17 protein-coding genes are annotated in these 21202 nt (G+C 49.4%); 3 read left to right on the top strand and 14 right to left on the bottom strand.

Going from position 1 to position 21202, the window contains the following annotated elements:
- Window positions 1-98: 98 nt before the first annotated feature.
- The 5 genes from K0504_RS08660 to K0504_RS08640 form a co-directional block, all read right to left on the bottom strand.
- Window positions 99-935, bottom strand: a complete 837-nt coding sequence (locus K0504_RS08660; protein ID WP_220103783.1) for a 23S rRNA (adenine(2030)-N(6))-methyltransferase RlmJ — start codon at window positions 933-935, stop codon at window positions 99-101.
- Window positions 936-1173: 238 nt separating this feature from the next.
- Window positions 1174-4332, bottom strand: coding sequence for an efflux RND transporter permease subunit (locus K0504_RS08655; protein ID WP_220103782.1), 3159 nt, complete (start codon window positions 4330-4332; stop codon window positions 1174-1176).
- Window positions 4333-4341: 9 nt separating this feature from the next.
- On the bottom strand, window positions 4342-5427 hold the full coding sequence (locus tag K0504_RS08650) for an efflux RND transporter periplasmic adaptor subunit (protein ID WP_220103781.1): 1086 nt from the start codon (window positions 5425-5427) through the stop codon (window positions 4342-4344).
- Between the two features lie 230 nt (window positions 5428-5657).
- A complete protein-coding gene (gene erpA / locus K0504_RS08645; protein WP_220103780.1) occupies window positions 5658-6008 on the bottom strand; it encodes an iron-sulfur cluster insertion protein ErpA in 351 nt (116 codons plus the stop codon).
- A gap of 100 nt (window positions 6009-6108) precedes the next feature.
- Window positions 6109-6846, bottom strand: coding sequence for a DUF6776 family protein (locus K0504_RS08640; protein WP_220103779.1), 738 nt, complete (start codon window positions 6844-6846; stop codon window positions 6109-6111).
- Window positions 6847-6895: 49 nt separating this feature from the next.
- Here K0504_RS08640 and K0504_RS08635 point away from each other — a divergent pair, with 49 nt between their 5' ends.
- Window positions 6896-8527 (top strand): chloride channel protein, encoded by a 1632-nt coding sequence (locus K0504_RS08635; RefSeq protein ID WP_220103778.1) that lies wholly within the window; start codon window positions 6896-6898, stop codon window positions 8525-8527.
- A gap of 24 nt (window positions 8528-8551) precedes the next feature.
- Here K0504_RS08635 and K0504_RS08630 read toward each other — a convergent pair whose 3' ends face one another.
- Window positions 8552-11389 carry a putative bifunctional diguanylate cyclase/phosphodiesterase gene (locus K0504_RS08630; protein WP_220103777.1) on the bottom strand — a complete coding sequence of 946 codons (2838 nt, stop codon included), beginning with the start codon at window positions 11387-11389 and terminating at the stop codon, window positions 8552-8554.
- Window positions 11367-12362, bottom strand: a complete 996-nt coding sequence (locus K0504_RS08625; protein WP_220103776.1) for a sugar ABC transporter substrate-binding protein — start codon at window positions 12360-12362, stop codon at window positions 11367-11369. Before K0504_RS08625 ends, K0504_RS08630 begins: the two co-directional genes overlap by 23 nt.
- 259 nt (window positions 12363-12621) lie before the next feature.
- On the opposite strand from K0504_RS08625, the gene hemL reads away from it, so the two are divergent.
- Window positions 12622-13902: a glutamate-1-semialdehyde 2,1-aminomutase gene (gene hemL / locus K0504_RS08620; protein WP_220103775.1), complete on the top strand. Its 1281-nt coding sequence runs from the start codon at window positions 12622-12624 to the stop codon at window positions 13900-13902.
- Between the two features lie 68 nt (window positions 13903-13970).
- Here the strand turns inward: hemL and K0504_RS08615 are convergent, their stop codons facing one another.
- From K0504_RS08615 to mpl, 7 genes are all read right to left on the bottom strand, one after another.
- Window positions 13971-14540: a DUF4136 domain-containing protein gene (locus K0504_RS08615; RefSeq protein ID WP_220103774.1), complete on the bottom strand. Its 570-nt coding sequence runs from the start codon at window positions 14538-14540 to the stop codon at window positions 13971-13973.
- Between the two features lie 103 nt (window positions 14541-14643).
- Entirely contained in the window at window positions 14644-15375 is a 732-nt protein-coding gene (gene trmB, locus K0504_RS08610) for a tRNA (guanine(46)-N(7))-methyltransferase TrmB (protein ID WP_220103773.1), read from the bottom strand.
- Window positions 15375-16148 (bottom strand): ABC transporter permease, encoded by a 774-nt coding sequence (locus K0504_RS08605; RefSeq protein ID WP_220103772.1) that lies wholly within the window; start codon window positions 16146-16148, stop codon window positions 15375-15377. Before K0504_RS08605 ends, trmB begins: the two co-directional genes overlap by 1 nt.
- A complete protein-coding gene (locus K0504_RS08600) occupies window positions 16145-17089 on the bottom strand; it encodes an ABC transporter ATP-binding protein (protein ID WP_220103771.1) in 945 nt (314 codons plus the stop codon). The genes K0504_RS08605 and K0504_RS08600 overlap by 4 nt, the downstream gene beginning before the upstream one ends.
- Window positions 17090-17149: 60 nt before the next feature.
- On the bottom strand, window positions 17150-17677 hold the full coding sequence (gene hpt, locus K0504_RS08595; protein ID WP_220103828.1) for a hypoxanthine phosphoribosyltransferase: 528 nt from the start codon (window positions 17675-17677) through the stop codon (window positions 17150-17152).
- Between the two features lie 54 nt (window positions 17678-17731).
- On the bottom strand, window positions 17732-18352 hold the full coding sequence (locus K0504_RS08590; protein ID WP_220103770.1) for a flavin prenyltransferase UbiX: 621 nt from the start codon (window positions 18350-18352) through the stop codon (window positions 17732-17734).
- On the bottom strand, window positions 18349-19707 hold the full coding sequence (mpl, locus tag K0504_RS08585; protein ID WP_220103769.1) for a UDP-N-acetylmuramate:L-alanyl-gamma-D-glutamyl-meso-diaminopimelate ligase: 1359 nt from the start codon (window positions 19705-19707) through the stop codon (window positions 18349-18351). Before mpl ends, K0504_RS08590 begins: the two co-directional genes overlap by 4 nt.
- 286 nt (window positions 19708-19993) lie before the next feature.
- Between mpl and fbp the strand changes: the two genes are divergently transcribed.
- Entirely contained in the window at window positions 19994-20998 is a 1005-nt protein-coding gene (gene fbp, locus K0504_RS08580; protein ID WP_220103827.1) for a class 1 fructose-bisphosphatase, read from the top strand.
- Window positions 20999-21202: the final 204 nt, after the last annotated feature.

Here is a 21202-nt window from a genome sequence, read left to right as displayed (position 1 = left end):
TTGCTCTTCAGTCCTATCGTCACATGCCTTCATTAACAGCCGGCACACAAGGCCTATGTCTATCAGTCCGCAGACACAAACCTTTGGCGCATGAAATACTATTCTGCGACCAGTTGTTCACACTTAAAGTACTGGCTGTCCCCTTCCCCTATATACTGCGCCAACTTTGGCAACAGCGCCTCCATTGTAGCAAACAATTTCCAAGGAGGATTAACAACATACATGCCAGAAGAGGTCATTCCTTTTTCATCTGAGTCCGGCCCAATTCCAAGCTCAAACCGCTGAATATTGCGAATACCTGAATCAATAAATTGCTGATCAAGTTTATCGATTCGTTCGCGCTCCACCACCGGATACCAAAGCGCGTAAACACCCGTTGCGAATTTCTTATGGCCGTAGGCAATGGCGTCAAAAACTTGCTGATATTCACTTTTGATTTCGTAAGACGGGTCAATCAACACCAGCGCGCGACGGCTTTGCGGCGGCAGCACAGCCTTGAGTCGTTTCAGCCCATCTTCTTGCGATATGCGGATCTGGCGAGTTTTGCCCATGTTGTTGGACAAATGCTTAAAGTCTTGCGGGTGTAGCTCGGTTAGCCAGGCTTTATCGTGTTGCCGTAACATCAGTTTGGCGAACATTGGCGAGCCCGGATAAAAGCGCACTTTACTACTTTGTTGGCACTGCTCAATCAGATCAAAGTATCGCTTTAATTCTGGCAGTTGCTTACGAGACAACTTGCCAATGCCACCTTCATGTTCACTCAATTTGCCGGCATCGGCAGACGCTAAATTGTATAAACCGGCGCCGGAGTGCGTGTCGATATAGTCAAACGCTTTTGGTTTTTGCTGTAGGTGGGCAATGGTTTCTACCAACACAATGTGCTTGAGCACATCGGCAAAGTTACCAGCGTGAAAAGAGTGGCGATAGCTCAACATGGGCGGTGTCCAAATCAGAGGGCGACCTTGCACAATCTAGCCAGAGCAAGGGAAAGTTGCGCTAATCTAAACCAGCATTGGCGATAACGCAAAAAGCTGGGCTAAAAGCAGCGCAAAAAAAGGGGGCGCCTGCGGGCGCCCCAAATTGTTGGTTTTGAGGGAGCAGCTTGATGAAGCTGCGTGGGGCTATTGGTTAACGTTGCCGAGTCAGGTTACGAAGCAACACAATCAATAAGCCCTATGCCGCTGAGTTGATGTCCTCAACGTCGGCATTTGGTTGTTCAAGCGGCGGCTCAGACTTAGCACGTCGACGCTCAAAAAATTGATGAATATTGACACCCAACATCAGCAAACATGGTGTCAAAACCAAGGTCAAAACAGTGGCAAACGCCAGCCCACCAGCAACCGCGGTCGCCAACTGCGACCACCATTGGGTAGATGGAGCACCATGCTGAATGGTGCGAGCCATTAAGTCGATATTGACCTCCAACACCATAGGTAACAAACCCAGAATCGTGGTCACCGTGGTCATCAATACGGGGCGCAAGCGTTGCGCACCGGTGCGCAAAATGGCCTCGCGTGCCGACATGCCTTGCCGTCTGAGCACGTTAAACGTGTCAATCAAAACAATATTGTTGTTGACCACAATACCGGCCAGCGCAATCACCCCAATGCCCGACATAACAATGCCAAACGGTTTTTGGAAAATTAGCAGGCCAAGTAACACGCCAACCGTTGAAAACACCACTGCACTTAAAATCAAGAAGGCTTGGTAGAAGCTGTTGAATTGGGTCACCAGAATGATGGCCATAACAAACAACGCCACCATGAAGGCATTTTGCAAGAAGGCCGATGATTCATCCTGCTCTTCGTTCTGCCCTTTCACCTCGAAATGCACGCGCGGATCAATACCCAGATCAGGCAACTGCTCTTGCAGCTTGGGCAACTCTAAGGTGAGTAATTTACCGGGCAGTAGATCAGCACTCACGGTCACCACGCGTTTGCCGTCAACGCGGCGGATGGTATCGAGCTTCTGCTCTGGAGTGCGGTGCACAAAGTTAGTGATTGGGACTTGCCCAGCATGGGTTTTAACCCGCAAATCATCCAGTCGGCCAAGGTGACGCTTTTGTTCAGGAAAGCGAACGCGAATATCAAGCTCGTTATCCACATCGTCAGGCCGGTATTCGCCAAGTTTTAAGCCATTGGTGACCATTTGTACGGTGGCACCAAGCGTCGTTACATCCGCGCCAAAACGCGCTGCATCAGAGCGATCAACTTTCAGCTGCCATTCAATGCCAGGCTTGCTGCCATTGTCATCAATATTGGTGAAACTGCCGCTTTCGGCCAGCGCATGACGTACCGTACGGACTGCGTCATCCACTAAGTCAGGGAAGCGTGAACTTAACTCCAACTTAAGATCTTTACCGCCACTCGGGCCGTTTTCATCTTTACGGATTTCGATTTCAACACCCGCTAAATCGGCTGTTTTCTCACGAATATCTTCAATGATGGTATTGGCCGCGCGGCGCTTGTCCCAATCCACCAGATTAATTCGAAAATAGCCCACCTCGCCGTTATTACCCGTCAAGGTGTAGAGGGTCTCAATTTCTTCCATGCCCACCACGCGCTGCTCGATTTGCTGCATGATGGCATCTTTCTCGTACACCGACAGATCGCCATGAGAACGCACATGAACATTGGCGCCGGAGGGCTCAACTTCGGGGAAAAACTCCATCCCTAGGTTTGACGCGGCGTAGGCGAAAATCACCCCAATTGCGAACACAATGGAGCCAATCAACACCAAAACAGGTCGCTTCAGCGCCCCACTCAGCGTTCGCAAATAGGTGCCGGTAAAGCCTTTGATTGCTGAGATATCGCCCTGCTCGGCAAGCATTAATTGCTTTTTCGCTTCTGCGCTAACGGGGCGACTCTTGCCAATCATAGCGCCCAGAGCAGGCACAAAAATCAGTGCCATAAATAGGCTAGCGCTGAGCGTCGTGATGAGCGTAATGGGCAGGTATTTCATGAACTCGCCCATAATCCCCGGCCAGAAGATCAGCGGCGCAAACGCAGCTAACGTGGTGGCAGTCGATGCCGTGATCGGCCATGCCATGCGTTTGGCAGCTTGCAAATAAGCCTGCTGACGCGGCATGCCTTCACTCATGCAGCGGTCGGCATATTCAGTCACCACAATGGCGCCATCCACCAGCATCCCCACCGCCATAATCAGGGCAAACAACACCACAATATTGACGGTAAAGCCCATGATGGCCAGCACCAAAATACCGGTTAGAAACGACCCGGGAATGGCGACACCAACTAATCCTGCACTGCGTAAACCCAACACAGCAACAATGACAATCACCACCAGAATGATGGCCGACAGCACATTATTCTGCAGATCATTGAGCATCTCTTTGACGTCTTCGGATTGGTCTCCGGTGTATGCCACGGTTACGTTTGCCGGCCAGATTTTTTGCTGCTCAGCAATCATGGCCTTGGTTTTGTTAACCGTTTCAATAATGTTTTCACCCGGCCGCTTAATCACTTCCAACGACACCGTCGGTTGACCATTGAGGCGAGCAAAGGTGCTTGGATCTTTATATGAACGGCGTACCGATGCGACATCAGCAAAGGTAATGACTTTGTCACCATCAACTTTGATGGGCATTTCCATAACATCGCGGACAGTTTCAAAGACCGACGGTACTTTCACCGCAAAACTGCCTTTACCGGTATCCATGGTACCTGCGGCAACTAAGCGATTGTTGCGGGCCACTAAGCTCGCGATATCGCCTTGGTCAAGGTTATAACTTTCCATCAATAGCGGATCGACAATGATTTCTACAATGTCTTCGCGATCGCCACCAACTTTGACTTCCAGCACTTCCGGCAGACTTTCTAACCGATCTTGCATATCACGAGCCAGTTGGATGAGGGCTCGCTCTGGCACTGGGCCCGCCAGCATGACGGTAATGGCAGGGTTCTCTTCAGCCATTTTTACTTCATGGACCGATGGTTCTTCGGTCTCACTCGGTAATTTCGCTTTGGCTAACGTGACCTTATCGCGCACATCAGCAAGGGCATCTTTTGGGTCGGTGCCAGCTAAAAATTCGAGCGTCACCGATGCATGTCCTTCACCAGCACGCGCGGTCATTTCCTTCACCCCTTCAATCGAGCGAAGTTCATTTTCCATCGGCCGCACCAGCATCCGCTCGGCATCCTCAGGGCTAATCCCATCGTGGATCATAGAGACATAGATGTATGGGATCAGCACATCTGGGTTCGACTCTTTTGGAATCGAAATATACGTGGATACACCCGCAAGGAGCAGCAACACCAACACCATCATCACGGTGCGAGTGCGCGTTAGGGAAGCTTCAATAAAACTCAGCATAGCGGTGTCCTATTGATCGGCTTTATAAACGGGAATGACTTGATCGCCAGGACGCACAAAGCCTTGCCCTAAGGTAATCACATCAACACTTTCGCCAAAACCGGATAGCCACACCCCATCGTTGTCCGCTTTCACCAGCTCAATGGGAGTAAACACCACAATGTCATCGACCACCGACTTAATCCCAAGATTGCCGTCTTCATCCAGCGCAAGTAATGCGGGTGTCACTTGAATGGCGTTGACTGTGGCCAGCGGTAATTCCAACTCAGTGCTTAAACCCGCAAATAACTGACCATCGGCATTATCCAGTGCGAGTTCAACCCGAAAGGTGTTGGTGGCCTCGTCGGCTACTTTTGATAAATAACGAATTTTTCCGTAACGGATATTGCCATTCACGAAGCGAGCTTGGCCTTGCTGGCCCAGCTGCAACAAGCTGATATCGTGCTGTCCGGCATCGGCGCGAATAATGAGCGGATCGATGTCATACATCATGGCGACAGGGTCACTGATGCCAACATAGTCACCAATTTCCACAACTCGTTCATTAAGAATGCCGTCAAATGGCGCTTTGATGATGGTGTGTTCAATTTCAAGTTCAAGACGGGCGACAGCTGCTTTTGCTTGCTCAAGTTCCGCTTGTGCTTCGGCTAACCGAGCTTTTCCTGAAAAGCCTTGAGAGCTCAATCGTTTGGCGCCTTGATATTCAATTTCACGCTGCGCGAATTCTGCTTTGGCTTGGCTCAGCCGTTGTTGGCGATCATTCATTGCTAGCCGCACAAGCGGCTCACCAGATTTAACTGACGCGCCACGCGCGGCCATGACTTCAACCACTCGACCAGCAGTTTCAGCACGCAATGTTGCTCGCCGGTTTGGCTCGGTGCGGCCATAGAGCGAAATAGCTCGGGTGACCGATTCAGCTTCCATATGCAGCACTTGAACTTTTGGAAGTAAGTTTTCTTCACTCACCGGCGCGCTGTCAGTGGTTTGCTCAACTGAACCACTTGTCATCCACAGAACCAACAGCACACTAATCGCTACCGCTAAAATCCATGGTTTATTGGAAATAAGCTGTAAGCCTTGCGATAACTTCGACATAAATGAATCCCTTTTCCGTGGCCATCACGCTGATGTGGACGCGCCCGGTATTTCTTCGACTCGGCTATCCTAAAAGACCATAAGGTAAAAGTGGATGTAAAAATGTTACGAGTTGTGAAGTAATTCAGAGAGAAAGGAAGCTCAGAAAAAATAGCGAATTAATTCAGAGGGTTATAGATGAATAACCAGCAACAGATGTTGCTGGCGGACACACAATTGTTTCGTCGACGTTAGACCGAGAATGAAGCACCACAGCCGCAGGTGGTGGTTGCATTGGGGTTATTGACGAAAAAGCGGGAGCCTTCAAGCCCCTCGGTATAATCCACAATGCCGCCAATCAAATACTGCAAACTCATCGGATCGATGACCAGCGTGACATTGTCTTTATCGATAGTGGTATCGCCGTCATTCACCTTCTCATCAAAAGTAAAGCCATACTGAAAACCAGAGCAGCCACCGCCGGTCACGTAAACACGCAACTTCAGCTCAGGGTTTTGCTCTTCTTCTATCAGAGTTTTTACTTTTTTCGCGGCTGCTTCAGAAAACTGAATGGGCAGCTCAGCGACTTCAGGCTGGGACATAGAGACCTCGTTCGTTAATTACCGCGCGATTATCTAATACCTGACTATTTCATTCAAGTATTATCTGCGTTACGTCACACTCGAAACTAATAGATACCATTCAAAGGGCGGGCTGTACAATGTCTCGCCATTCGTAGCTCGCATTAATTACCGCTTTATTTTTTGGCATCCCTTTCAACTTGGCTTGTAATTCAAGCTGCTCAGGCATGACTCCTTCTGGGACTTGTAAGATCCCTTCGATGGTTTGCAAGTAGCGGAAATTGAATTGCAAACTTGCCTTATCGGCGGCGGAGAGCAAGGCCCAAGTGTCGAGTTGCACAGGTTGCCCCGAGCGGATCCCCATCAATGACAAAGCCAGCTCCCCGCGCACCATGTTGTCAAACCGCCCCAGCTGAATAAGGATGATGCGAAAACGGTACACTTGATGCGCATTGGTTTTTAGCAACTCAACGGAATCAATCGTCATGGCGTCATTAGAGCCGCCATCGCGGAATACTTTGCGATACAAATTCAGCTCGTCAACCAACGCCAGCTTTTCATCCTGCAGCTTTTTATTTTCTTGCTGCAACCAGGTCAGTTCAGCATTAGTCATGCGCAAAGAGATATCTTTACTGGCCGTTGCTTTAAGGCTTTCTTGCAAGCGTAACTCGGCCAAATCGGCGCGCTGTTCGGCATCCACACGCCAGGCTTGATGATGACCATAGTAAAATCGGCCCACAACAAAGCCTATCAATACCAAAGCGACCGCTATCACAACCACGGCGAAACGCTTGGAGTGAAGTGGCTTGAAGGCAAATATTCTGTTAATCAACAGGTGTAACTGCTTAAAAATCCACATAGAATGTCATCATATTCAATTGCCTTTCGAGTTTATAGCTGAAATCAGAATGAATGCTCTGCTGCACTCACTTCGGCAACGCCTTGCAACGCCCAGAGCTAGCTGGCAATTAACCCTGCTCGGGCTAATCGGCGGCCTTGGCGCATCGATTCTAATTGTCTCCTTCATTAGCTTTATTCGCTTTCTGAAGGAGGTATTCGATCAGCTTATCATTCAGCTGCCGGTGCTTGAGCATGCAATGCCGCTCGTTGGCGCCGCCATTATCCTGCTCATTGCCATTTCATTAGGGTTGCAATATTACCGCCTCGGCATCCCTTTTGTAATTTATAGAATCCGTACCCACAACGGCTCCATGCCACTGAAAAACACCATTAACCAGTTTATTGGTGCGAGCATCGCGCTGGCCAGTGGCTTTGTGGTGGGGCGTGAAGGTCCGGCAGTTCACTTGGGCGCAGCCGGCAGTGGTTTAGTGGGTTGGTGGCTAAAATTGCCAAATAACGCCACCCGAGTACTCTCTGCCAGCGGCATAGCTGCTGGTATTGCTGCCACGTTTAACACGCCGTTAGGCGCCGTTGTTTTTGTAATGGAAGTGGTACTAAAAGAATACAAGATGCACATGGTGTTGCCAGTCTTACTGGCCGCCGCCTGTGGCGCCATTGCTCACCACCACCTAAATTTGAGCCACGAATTTGATGTGGCATTGGAGCAATTGCCTGCGATTGGTTGGCAAATGGCCGGTAGCCTTGTGATGCTTGGCGTGGTGTTAGGCTTGTTATCGGTATTGTTTGCGGCCGTGCTCAGCCGAGTGACTCAGGTTAGTTACCATTTATCACTAACCGCCCGTTTACTGCTCGCTGGCGGTGTCACTGGCGTGATTGCCTTGTTAGTGCCTGAATTGACCATGACCGAAACCGAAGCGGTAATGCGACAACTCGACGGCAGCCTCACGTTAGAACTGATTGCAGCGCTATTCATCGGCAAACTGGTGGCGTGCTCGGTCGCTCTCGGATTGGGGATCCCTGGGGGAATTATCGGCCCATTGTATGCCATGGGAGCGCTTGCTACTGGCTGCTTTTTGGCGCTGCTAAGCCCATATTGGCAATGGGATCCGGCGCTCACGCCACTGTTTATTATCATTGGTATGGGCAGCATGATGGCCGCATCACTGCATGCGCCAATGGCTGCAATGGTTGCCATCATGGAGCTGACCAATAGCCCCGATGTAATTGTGCCTGCCATGCTGGTGATGATCCCGGCGCAATTAATGGTGGGGCAAATCTTCAACAAACCATCAATGTTCGTGCAGCAAATGCAAATGCAGGGCATGAGCTACGAGCAATCACCAATTGTATTGAACCTACAAAAAACCGGTGCGCTCGCGATGATGGAGACCAACTTCCAGTGGTTAACCGACATTGATGATCTTACTGGGGTGAAGGGGCATGTGCTCGCCAAAGAGAAAGGCGAGGCTCACGATCGCTTGTTTTATATCGATCCCGATAGCGGAGAAAGGTTACGCATGGAAGGTATCGATCAGCAATCTTCTCTTGCCATTGCCTACCAGCGTTTACGCCGCGCGCGCAAAGGTGCCGTCTATATCTATGGCGACAGCCGCGAACAATTATTGGGGATTATCACCTGGCAATTGTTGGCAGTTTACATGCACAAAGAAGTGGCCTAAACCGTTTATAGAACTTGCGCCGAACTACCCTTGGCTTCGCACTAAATCGGCAAATTCATCCGCCGGCATGGGTCTGGCAAGTAAATAACCTTGGCCAAGGGCACAACCATTGCTAATGAGCAGATTAAGCTGATCGGGCGTTTCAATACCTTCTGCGACCACGTCCAATTCCAAATGCTTTGCCATGGCCAGAATAGACACTAACAGTCGATTGTCCCGTTCATAAATACAGGCTTTATCAACAAAGGTTTTGTCGATTTTAATGGCATCAATTGGGGTGGTGGCCAAATGGGCAATAGACGAATAGCCGGTACCAAAATCATCGAGATAAATCCGCATGCCCGATTGCTTAATCGTGGCAAGGAGCTTTTGGTTGCGCTCGGTATGTTCAAGAATCGCAGTTTCAGTGAGCTCTAAAGAAATACGTGCCGGATCGAGTGATAACCGCCGCAGTAATTGCGGCACCATGGTAAAAAACGACTCGTCATCAAATTGCTTCGGCGACATGTTAATCGACATATTTAGATTTGGTAGCTGCGCGTCTAAGTCCCACCTCTGTAGTTGCTGACAGGCCGTTTGATAAACCCATTGACCCAACTCGAGGATCAACGATGACTTCTCGGCGATGGGTATAAAGTCAGCCGGGCTAATAAAACCTAATTTAGGGTGGATCCAGCGCACTAGCGCTTCACAACCAATCACGCGTTTACCACTCAACTCATAGATGGGCTGGTAATGCAGCGTCAATTGATCATTTGCGATGGCCTGAGCTAATTGGTTTTCCAATTCAATGCTCTCGAGCAACTGCTGGCGCATCTGCGCTTCAAAAACCACCAAGCAGTTTTTACCTGCATCTTTGGCTTGATACAAAGCGATGTCTGCATCGCGCAATATATCTTCCGGCGATTGGCTACAAGACTCATCACACGACGTGCTAAAAACGATGCCTGCGCTGGCCGTAGTTTGCACCTTGTTCATGCGAATATTGAACGGCTCAGCAACCGACTCAAGCAGCTGTTTCACAATGTGCTGGACTCGTTCGGGCAGGTTATTGCCCAGCTCAATCAGCATGACAAATTCATCGCCGCCTAAACGAGCAAGTTGCGCGTGCTCACCCAGCTCAGTGCTCAACCGCTCGGCAACCGCTTGTAGCAGTCGATCACCCAAGCTATGGCCCAAGCTGTCATTAATCACTTTGAAACTGTCGAGATCGAACAAAGCGATAGCAAAGGGTTGGCATGCGCCCGTTTTTTTATTGCTCAACAGCTCGTTCATTTGCTGAAATAGCCACTGCCGATTGAAAAGGCCCGTTAAATAATCGTGGCTGGCATCATATTGCAGCTGCGCTTCTTGTTGATGGCTCAAGGTGATATCGGTATGACTGCCGGCCAACCGAACAGCCTGACTGTGTTGATCAAACTCAGCCAACGCTCGGGTGTGCAAACGGCGAGGTCGACCTTCCGGATCGACAAAGCCATATTCGATATTCAACACCTGGGTATGCCCCGCTAAGTGCTGTTCGATAGCCTGCTCAATTGAAGCACGATCCGTGGGGCTAATATTGTCGAGCCAATGGCTTTTGTTTGCCAATTGCGAGGCAATCCCAAATAGCTTGGCGCAACGTGCCGAGTAGTAAATCTCATCGGTATCAAAATCCCACTCAAACAAGGCATCATTCGAGGCTGCGGTAGCCAATGCATAACGCGACTCGCTGGCGCGCAGTGATTTTTCCATCATCAAACGTTGCTGAACTTCTTGCAAGTAACGATTAAACCACTGAATTAGAACACCAATTTCGTCTCTACTTTTCACCTGCAGTGGCTTGGTATCGGTAAAATTCTCTCGGTGGAGTTGGCGTAGCCCTTCGGTCACTTGAGTCAGCGGCGCCACTAAATAGCGTTCGAAGTAACGCACAGCGCAAATAATGATCGCTAAGCCCGCAACGGCAGCACATAAATACAACCAAAAGATCCGCTCAATGGACGCTAATAATGCTTGCTCGGATTGAAACAACAGTAATCGCCACCGGTCACCATTAATGGCTATTTGCTCGACCATGAGGCGCTCATTGTGTTGCTCAATTGTGCCTGACTGTTGTTGTGCGATGAGCTGCTGAAGAGGTGGTTCGAGCGATTTACCAATCAATGGGGTCTTGTGGTGAAAGACAAACTGCATGCGCTGATCGGCAATCGCAATATCAACCGGTACCTGACTAAAAAAATCGAAAAACAGCGGAGCATTAATGTTGAGTAAAATGATGCCACGTACTTCATTTTTTAAGCTTTTTGCATTGTATTGTTCGAAAGGCATGATCACTGCCATCGAACTTTCCGAAAGCGCCTCACTGCCAGAAAAAGAATAAGACTGCCCACCTATCCAGCTCGCTTCGCCCGGCCTAACTCTTGCGCTGGCGAGCAACGCATTGCGTATTTGCGGAGGAACAGTACCTAACTTGGCATGGCTGCCGAAATGCAACAACACCCCATCTTCACGCATCAAGTTAATGTCATTGAGCCCTGGAATATAGGTGAAGTTATTGAGGATTTGAGGAATTTGCGCCCGAATAGCCAGTCGCTGATAGGTATCGAAAGAGTCATCCGACATGGCAAAAAACTGATGCACTTCATCAATGCCTAAAATACGGCTTAGCACTTGTTCGGTATGCGCTAACTGTAAATTGGCTTGCTTGGCAAATTGCTTTACTTGTGTTTCGGCGTTGGTGTTGGCTTGCTCAATTAACGCATGTTTCGCCACTTTGTATGACAACCAAACAGCACTACTGGGGGGAACTAAGCCGATAAAAAAAAGGGCTAGCAGCAGCTTGTGGCTAATTTTGGTGTTAGCGAGTAGGCGTGAAAGCATCTAACGTCTCTTTGCTCACGATGGATACAGGTAATAACACATTGTCATCAACAGGCTGTTGTTCCATTAATTTCAAGGTGCTGACGACGCCTTGGTAGCCTTGCGCAAACGCACTTTGGTCAATGGTCGCCGTGAGTTGTCCAAGAGCAATGGCTTCTCGGGCTTCGGCTAAGTTGTCATAGCCGGCAATCGAAACCTTTCGGTTTAACTCAGCAGCTGCCTTTGCGGCGCCAAGTGCAAGCAAATCATTGGCAGCCAGCACCACATTGATAGTGGGATCATGTTGAAACTGTTGCCGCGATACTTGATAGCCATCCAGAATCGTCCATTGGGTTTTCATTTCAGCAGCCAATTGCGCATTCGGCGCATCTTGTACTGCTCTCACAAACCCAAAGTAGCGTTCACGAATATTAATGGCTTGGCGCGGCCCGGTTAGCACTAGCACTTGCGCTGGAGTGGTCATTTGTTCAAGTACAAATCGGGCAACATCATAAGCGGCTTGACCATTGTCGACGGTAATCAAAGGCGGCGCTTTTAGGCCATTTTCAGTAAATTCGGTACTCGCTAGCGGCGTGTCTATGGTCATCAGTGGAATGCCGGCCATCATCACTTCAACCACCGCAGGGATCAGCTGCTCAGAGTTCACCGGCATTAAAATAATGCCGTCAATGCCCTCATACTTGAGCTTTTTCAGCGTTTGGATCTGTTGTGCGCCGCTGGCACCTGCGGTTGAATAAACCGAGAGATCGACGCCAAGCTCCTTGGCGGCTTGTGTGGCACCGCGAGCGACCTCATCAAAAAAAGGATTGCCAAGGTATTTGACGACCAAGGCCAGTCGAGCCGGTTGCGCTGGCGCGGCCTCTGATTCTTCCGATAATTCTTTAGTGGGCTCACTACAGCCGACTAGCAGCAGCGCACAAAGCCCACACCAGTATAAAAGACAGTTTTTCTTGCTGAGTTTTAGTCCAACCATTGGTTATGTCATTTAATCCTTTAAATCGCTCCGAGGACAACATCAACATGGACTTATCATATTGATACTCGTATTTTTTTACTATGCAGTAATGTCACAGCTAGCCAATTTATCCAACTACCAGTGTAGTTTAGAAATCGTTGCTTTAGTTGTCGCTAACAATAGGTTGCTCGTCAGCAATTTCCAGCATGATATTTATCGCAGCTTTGTTATAGTGTAGCGCCTCTCAGCTCGTCTAATTATCCGTGGAGATCTTCTCATGAGCCGCTCGCAACAACTTTACCAACAAGCCTGCCAAACGATTCCTGGCGGCGTGAATTCACCGGTACGCGCGTTTAATGGCGTTGGCGGCACTCCGGTATTTATTGAACGTGCGGATGGCTCCCAGTTGTTTGATGTTGATGGCAAAAGTTACATCGATTATGTCGGCTCTTGGGGCCCTATGATCATGGGCCACAATCATCCAGCGATTCGCGAAGCCGTGATTGATGCGGTGCAACTAGGTTTGAGTTACGGCGCGCCGACAGCAGCCGAAGTCACCATGGCGGAAACCATTCGCAGCATCATGCCGTCAATGGAAAAAGTCCGGATGGTGAACTCAGGCACCGAAGCAACCATGAGCGCGATTCGATTAGCGCGTGGTTACACCGGTCGCAACAAACTGCTGAAATTTGAAGGTTGTTATCACGGCCATTCAGATAGCCTGCTCGTAAAAGCGGGCTCTGGCATGTTAACCATGGGCGAGCCAACTTCTCCGGGCGTACCGGCCGATCTGGCAAAACACACGGTAACCGTCAGCTTTAATAATCTGGCCGAAGTGGAAGCTGTGTTTGCTGAATGCGGTGATGACATTGCGGCCATTATCGTCGAGCCCGTCGCAGGTAATATGAACTGTATTCCACCGGCGCAAGGCTTTTTGCAAGGGCTACGAACCGTTTGTGATAAATATGGTGCGGTGCTTATTTTTGATGAAGTGATGACCGGCTTCCGTGTTGCATTAGGCGGCGCACAAGCTTTGTATGACGTCACCCCAGACTTATCGACGTTGGGCAAAATCATCGGTGGCGGCATGCCTGTGGGTGCTTTTGGCGGTAAAGCCGAGATCATGGATCACATTGCACCGACCGGCCCTGTTTATCAGGCCGGCACATTGTCGGGCAATCCTGTTGCCATGGCCGCGGGTCTTGCCACATTAGAGCTGATTCAAGATCCTGCAGTACACCAGAGCATTGCCGACAAGGCCAACTACTTAATGACAGGCTTCGCTAAAGCAGCGCAGCAAGCCGGCATCGCGTTGGCAACCGTCACCGTTGGCGGCATGTTCGGTTACTTCTTTACCGAAGCAGAACAGGTCACGAGCTTCTCGCAAGCGACTCAATGCGATATTGAACGTTTTAAAAAGTTCTTCCACTTAATGCTAGAGCAAGGTGTTTATTTAGCTCCTTCGGCCTATGAAGCCGGTTTTGTGTCCTTTGCCCATACCCAGCAGCAATTGGACGACACCATTGCAGCGGCCGCTCAAGCTTTTAAAGCGCTGTAAGCTATACCGCTAGTACCAACAAAAACGGCAACCCTAGGGTTGCCGTTTTGTTTAGAGCAACGCGCCGTTTACCAAGCAGGTACTTCGGCAAACATAGCGTCTACATATTGGTTAATGGTTTCTTCACGCTCTTCTGTGGTGGTCGACTTTTTCAGGCGCTTTGTGCCAATGCCGCGCCAAACTACATGATTACTAGCCGGGTCGACTAAGTCGATCAGAAGCTGACCTTCGGTGAATTGGCGAACATCAACATTGTTGCCCCAACCTGCACCCCAAGCACTGCGATGGTAGCGAGCATGATAGTTGTAGCGGGTGTTGTAGCTACGGATCTGGGTTTTGTCTTGGCTGGCCACATGATACGACACCCACACTTCCGCTTCCTCAGCCGGCACTTCCGTCATGCCGCGACGGTTTAAGTAATTTTTGATCGACTCTTCAATGCGCTGCTCGGTCAAGCTAGCACCCGGTTGGCCAGCATATGTGTTGTTGTTAATCGGAACCAAGTGGTAGCTTTTCAAGTGAGCAAAATTAAAACTGTCCGCGTAGTCTGACTCAACTTTCGGCGTGGAAGCACACGCGGTAAGGGTAAGGCCAAGCAGTCCCACCATGAGGACTCGACAATAAGTTATAAGTTTCATCGGGCTATCCTTTGTTGCAAATCGGCACTTAAACATTCGTGCGTTTTTTGTTGTTTACCTGTTTACTAAGATTAGCCGTAAGTGAAAATGTTTAAAGAAGTTTTTAAGATAAAGGCGAGTTGTTCAGCTGAGGTTTGGTTTGAACTAACCAAGCTGGCGGGTGATAGTCAGTTAAGTCAATTTCTAACTCAGTGCTGCTGTGACCAGACAACCAATATTTACGCTCAAATGGTGTTATCGGCTCAGGCTGGTTTCCGGCCTGTGGGAAAGGACGACTTGAGGTTGGTAATCCGGCCAGCGTGACCGCTTCCGCAAACTCCGCCACGTAAATGGGCCAGTTACTGCGCACCGTTAAAATGCCGCCTGTCGCCAGAATATATGGAAAAACTCCTGCTCCATGCCAGCGTCGCCCCAAGTGCTCCGACTTCGGCCACGGGTTGGGGTACAGAATGTACTGCCGCGTCACCGGCCACTGCGCAGCCCAAATCAGTCGCCACAAATCATTTAAATCTGCGCGCGCCAACACGTAGCGCCCTTTCGCTTCTTGTTTGATCCCCTTAGAAATGCGGCAAGCTGATTTATCAATACCAACCACCAACGCGTCAGGGAACATAGCGGCCAAGTGCTGACTGCTCTCGCCCACCCCGCAACAGGCATCTAAGATCACGGGCCCTTGCCATTGCTTAACATGGTCATTCAATTCATCAAAAACATGCTGGGTATGGGCTGCAATCGGCTTTTGAAAGGGATGCAGCAGATGGCGTTCAACCTTATGATTAAGGTGTTCGTGAACGCCAACCTGATTACTTACAATTTGCTTGGAGTCGCCAGTCATTACGAGCGGATCCCAACACCACGTTTGAGCATGTTTAAAATAACCATAAACAACACGATGGTCATTGCGATCAACATGGCAATGGACGGTGCGACAGGAATATCACTGATGCCAAGGAAACCATAACGGAAGGTATTCACCATGTAGACAATGGGGTTGAGTTTCGACACCCATTGCCAAACCTCTGGCAATAACGAAATGGAATAGAACACACCACCGAGATAAGTTAATGGGGTGAGCACAAAGGTTGGAATAATGCTGACATCATCAAAGGTCTTGGCGAAAAGTGCGTTAAACATGCCACCTAAGGCGAATAGCATTGCCGTCAGTAAGATCACCACGACCAGTATACCTACGTGATGAAAGTGCAAATCACTGAACAAGAACGCCACTAACGTCACCACACAACCAACGAGCAAGCCGCGACACATGCCGCCAATGACATAGCCCAACACAATGATGTAATTAGGTACTGGCGCTACGAGCAACTCTTCGATATTACGTTGGAATTTTGCCGAAAAAAACGAACTTGCCACATTGGAATAGGAGCTGGTGATGACGCTCATCATGATCAGCCCTGGCACAATGTAGTCCATGTAGCTCACGCCACCCATTTCCCCAACGCGACTGCCGATCAAGCCACCAAAAATCACGAAATACAAAGTAGTGGTAATCGCGGGCGGCACCAGCGTTTGCACCCAAATCCGCAAAAAGCGAGTACATTCTTTGCGAACAATACTTTTCAGGGCAATGTAATTGACGGAGGCACTCATGCTCCTTGCTCCTCGGTCGTTTTTGGTTGGTTGGCTTGCTCGCCCATCATGGCTACAAACAACTCCTCCAGCCGGTTGGCTTTATTGCGCATACTTAATACCTGAATGCCCTGCGCATCTAATTGCGCAAAAACCGAGTTCATACCTTTTTCTTTCGCCACATCCACTTCAATGGAGGAATCGTTTACCACTCGCCAATCAAAATCGGTCAATTGCACGTCGGCCGATGGCGCCGATAAATCCAACACAAAAGTTTCTACATTCAGCGTCGCGAGCAAGGCTTTCATGCTGGTGTTCGTCACAATCTGGCCCTTGTTAATAATGCCAATGTTGCGACACAACAGCTCTGCTTCTTCTAAGTAGTGGGTCGTTAGAATAATGGTTTTGCCCTGCTGATTAATGGTTCGCAGGAAGTCCCACATGCCGCGGCGGATCTCAATATCGACACCAGCGGTGGGCTCATCCAAGATCAGCATTTGCGGCTCATGCATCAGTGCTCGCGCAATCATCAAGCGGCGCTTCATACCGCCGGATAATTCACGAGCACGATGATTTCGCTTATCCCACAACTCAAGTTGAGTCAGGTATTTCTCGGCTCGCTTGATCGCTTCTTTGCGCGGAACACCATAGTAGCCCGCTTGATTGACCACGATTTGCAGCAAGGTTTCAAACTGATTGAAATTGAATTCCTGCGGTACCAACCCGATACAACTCTTGGCAGCTTCCAGAGCGGTATCAATGCTATGGCCAAAAATCTCAACCGAGCCTTGTGATTTAGTCACCAAAGAGCTGAGCACACCAATCGTGGTGGACTTGCCGGCGCCATTGGGGCCTAGCAGGGCATAAAAATCACCTTGTTCAACCACCAAATCAATGCCTTTCAGCGCTTCCACACCGTTAGCGTAAGTCTTGGTTAGTCCTTGAATCTCAATTGCTTTCATTAAAAATTCGCTACTTCTAAATAGAATATGGGCTCGACCACGAGCTTGATCGATACAGTATTAAACCGGTACGACTTTGCCCAAGTAAGGTAGGTTGCGATAACGCTGGCTGTAATCGATGCCGTAGCCCACAACAAAGGTATCTGGCACTTCAAAACCAACCCACTTGGCGTTGACGTCAACTTCACGGCCAGATGGTTTATCTAACAAAGTGCAAATCTTCATCGAGCGAGGATTCCGCAACGCCAACATCGCCAAGACTTTGCTAAGGGTATGACCGGAATCGACAATATCTTCAATGAGCAAGATATCTGCGCCTTCAATGTCTTCGTCTAAATCTTTCAGAACTTTGACATCACGAGATGAGCTCATAGCGCTGCCGTAACTGGAGACCGTCATAAAATCCAATGTCACAGGCTGATCAATGGCCCGCGCCAAATCCGCCATAAAAATTACCGAACCACGCAGCAGGCCAACCAAAATAAGGTGTTCGCTGCCAGCATAGTAAGTGCTTATTTCTTCACCCAACTCTTTCACTCGGGCTTGAATGTCATCGGCACTAATTAGTTCTTCAACTTTGTGTTCAATCATCTTAATTGCTCTTAACTTTTGGAAATTTATTTCATCAGACTAGCCCAAGGCTCAGTCGTTGTGCTGATAGCCCCAACGCGGCATTAGTTGCTGTGGGATCTGCAAATGGTCGAGTAATCGGGCAACAATGAAATCAACCAGATCATTCACCGATTGAGGGTTCTGATAAAACCCCGGCGCAGCGGGCATAATTGTGACGCCCAATTTAGCCAACGACAGCATGTGTTCGAGGTGAATTGCCGAAAACGGCGTTTCTCGCGGCACCAAAATTAATTGGCCGCGCTCTTTAATAACAACATCGGCGGCGCGCTCAATCAGGTTGTCGCTCATCCCTGTTGCAATGGCAGCCAAGGAGCCAGTTGAGCACGGGCATACCACCATTTGCTTGGGTGCTGCCGAGCCGGAAGCCACCGGCGAAAACCATTGTTCTTTGCCAAAGACCTGTAGCTGTTCTGGTTTCGCGCTGAAATAGTCGCTCAAAAACTCAGTAGCCGCATCAGGAGAGGCTGGTATTTTCAGATCATTTTCGGTAGCCAGCACCACCCGCGCGGCACTCGACATCAACACAAAAACTTGCCGGTCTGCCGCCAATAAACATTGCAATAATCGCAACGCATAAGGGGCTCCGGACGCACCGGTCAATGCCAGCGTAATTTGGCCAGAATAAATCATGGATGACGCTCCGAAAGCGCTGCCAGCAGCTTGTCATGAATGCCGCCAAAACTACCATTACTCATCACCAGAATTTGGTCGCTCGGCTCAGCTAACGCAACCAACTGGGCTACGAGCTTGTCCACATCATCACACACAAAGCCACTTTGCTGCTCAGCTAAGAGTGAATCAACCGACCATTGCAAACCCGGCGGTTGGAATAACGCCACCACATTGGCCTGTTGCAAACTTGCCGCCAATGTTTGTTGATGACAACCCATTTTCATGGTGTTTGAACGAGGCTCCAGCACGGCAATTAAACGCCCACCTGTCATATGGTTGGCCAAGCCCGCTACCGTCGTTTTAATGGCGGTTGGGTGATGGGCAAAGTCATCGTAAACCTTGATACGATTCACCTCGCCCCGCAACTCCAAGCGGCGCTTGGTATTAATGTATTCAGCCAATGCCGCCAAACTCACTTCAGGCGTCACTCCCACATGGCGCGCGGCAGCAATGGCCATGACCGCGTTTTGTACGTTGTGCTCACCCAATAAGTTCCAGTGCAGTGGCTCAGACCATTGGCCCTGATGAGCAACAGAAAAAACAGCGCCATCGGCCTGCTCTAAACGGTATTGCCAGTCTTGCCCATCGCCCAGCGCTTCTGTTTCGCTCCAACAGCCTTGTGCTAGCACTCGTTCAAGCGCTTCTTCTTGCTGCGGATAAACAATGCGCCCTTGGCCCGGAACAGTTCGAATGAGATGGTGAAATTGACGCTCAATCGCAGCAAGATCATCAAAGATGTCGGCATGATCAAACTCAAGATTATTTAAAATCAACGTGCGCGGATGGTAGTGAACAAACTTAGAGCGTTTATCAAAAAAGGCAGAGTCATATTCGTCGGCTTCGACCACAAAAAATGGCGAATCGCCCAAGCGCGCAGAAACGCCAAAGTTCTGCGGAATACCACCAATTAGAAATCCGGGCTTGAGATCGGCATATTCAAGAATCCAAGCCAGCATTGATGACGTCGTTGTTTTGCCATGTGTACCAGCCACGGCCAGCACCCAGCGATCTTGTAGTAAGTAACGGTGCAACCACTCGGGTCCAGACATAAATGGAATGCCTTGCTCAAGTACCGCTTCCACAGCAGGATTGCCGCGCGACATGGCATTGCCGATCACCACCACATCAGGTTTGGGATCGAGCTGCTCAGGCGCATATCCTTGCGTGAGCTCTATGCCGAGCGCTTCAAGCTGCGTTGACATCGGCGGGTAAACATTGGCATCAGAGCCGGTTACTTGGTGGCCCAAGGCCTTTGCCAGTGCGGCAACGCCACCCATGAAGGTGCCGCAAATTCCTAAAATATGAATGTGCATAGTAAACACGACTCGAGAAAGTGACCGCGAAAGCGGTAAACAACGACCAGATAACCGTTGAGTTTACCAAAGCCTAGGCGACAGCGACACTCAGTAACGAGCAATAGAATCGCCAAGTCCGTCAAGGCAACAAACCTTAAGCCACATTGGTGGTCCAAAAGCGATTGACCTGAGGCGCAACTATTGGCCTGATCGTGTAATTTTTTTTCATTTTACCTGTAAAAAAAATTCATACTATGGCATTGGTATAACTCGAATTTAAAAGGAGGTGTCCGCTATGGCAGGCATGACTACGCTGGGCGAATTCATCGTTCAGCAACAACACGCATTTCCTCACGCAACCGGTGAACTTTCCTCACTCATTAGTGCAATCCGATTAGCTGCAAAAATTGTAAACCGCGAAATCAACCGCGCGGGTCTGTCTCCGGACATTATTGGCGCCGCGGGCGTTGAAAATGTTCAGGGCGAAGCGCAGCAAAAACTGGATGTTTTTGCCAACGACAAATTTAAAGCGGCGCTTTCTGCTCGTGGCCAAGTTTGTGGTATTGCATCTGAAGAAGAAGATGAGTTCGTTGCTTTTGATGATAACCGCAGTGAGAACGCCAAGTACGTTGTACTGATGGACCCTCTCGATGGCTCTTCAAACATTGAAGTCAACGTGTCTGTAGGTACTATTTTCTCGATTTTCCGCCGCGTTACACCAGCGGGCTCTCCGGTTACCGAAGAAGACTTCTTACAGCCAGGCCACAACCAAGTTGCCGCAGGTTATGTCATTTACGGTTCATCAACCATGTTGGTTTACACCACAGGTAATGGCGTAAATGGTTTCACTTATGATCCTAGCTTGGGTGTGTTTGCTTTATCGCATCCGAACATGAGAATTCCAGAAACCGGCAGCATTTACTCCATTAACGAAGGGAACTACATCAAATTCCCAACAGGCGTTAAAAAGTACATCAAATACTGTCAGGAGCGTGACGAAGAAACCAATCGCCCTTACACCTCGCGTTACATTGGTTCGTTGGTATCTGACTACCACCGTAACCTGCTCAAGGGCGGCATTTACATTTACCCAACCACTGAATCGGCACCAAAAGGTAAACTACGTTTGTTGTACGAGTGCAACCCAATTGCATTCTTGGCCGAGCAAGCAGGCGGCGTGGCATCGGACGGTTATCGCCGGGTGATGGATATCAAACCAACAGAATTGCACCAGCGCGTGCCTTTCTTTGTTGGTTCGCCAGACATGGTGCGCAAGGCTGAAGAGTTCATGCGCGACTTTGCCGAATAAATGTTTCCATTCAGTTGATGAGTGACTGGTATTCGCTTTTGTCGCAGCTATAATGCTGCGACAAAACGAACGAAATTCTGCTAAAGAAAGCTATACAAGCCTGAACGATGTTACTGCTGGCAAAGAACTCTGATGACAACTATCTCGTCATCTAAACGCCAGCAAGTGCGACTCCATTCAACTACGAAATAGGCGAAGACTCCG

Source organism: Neiella holothuriorum (assembly GCF_019457915.1).
In the GTDB taxonomy this organism is placed as follows: Bacteria; Pseudomonadota; Gammaproteobacteria; order Enterobacterales; family Neiellaceae; genus Neiella; species Neiella holothuriorum.
This window is presented reverse-complemented; position numbering and strand designations above follow the sequence as displayed.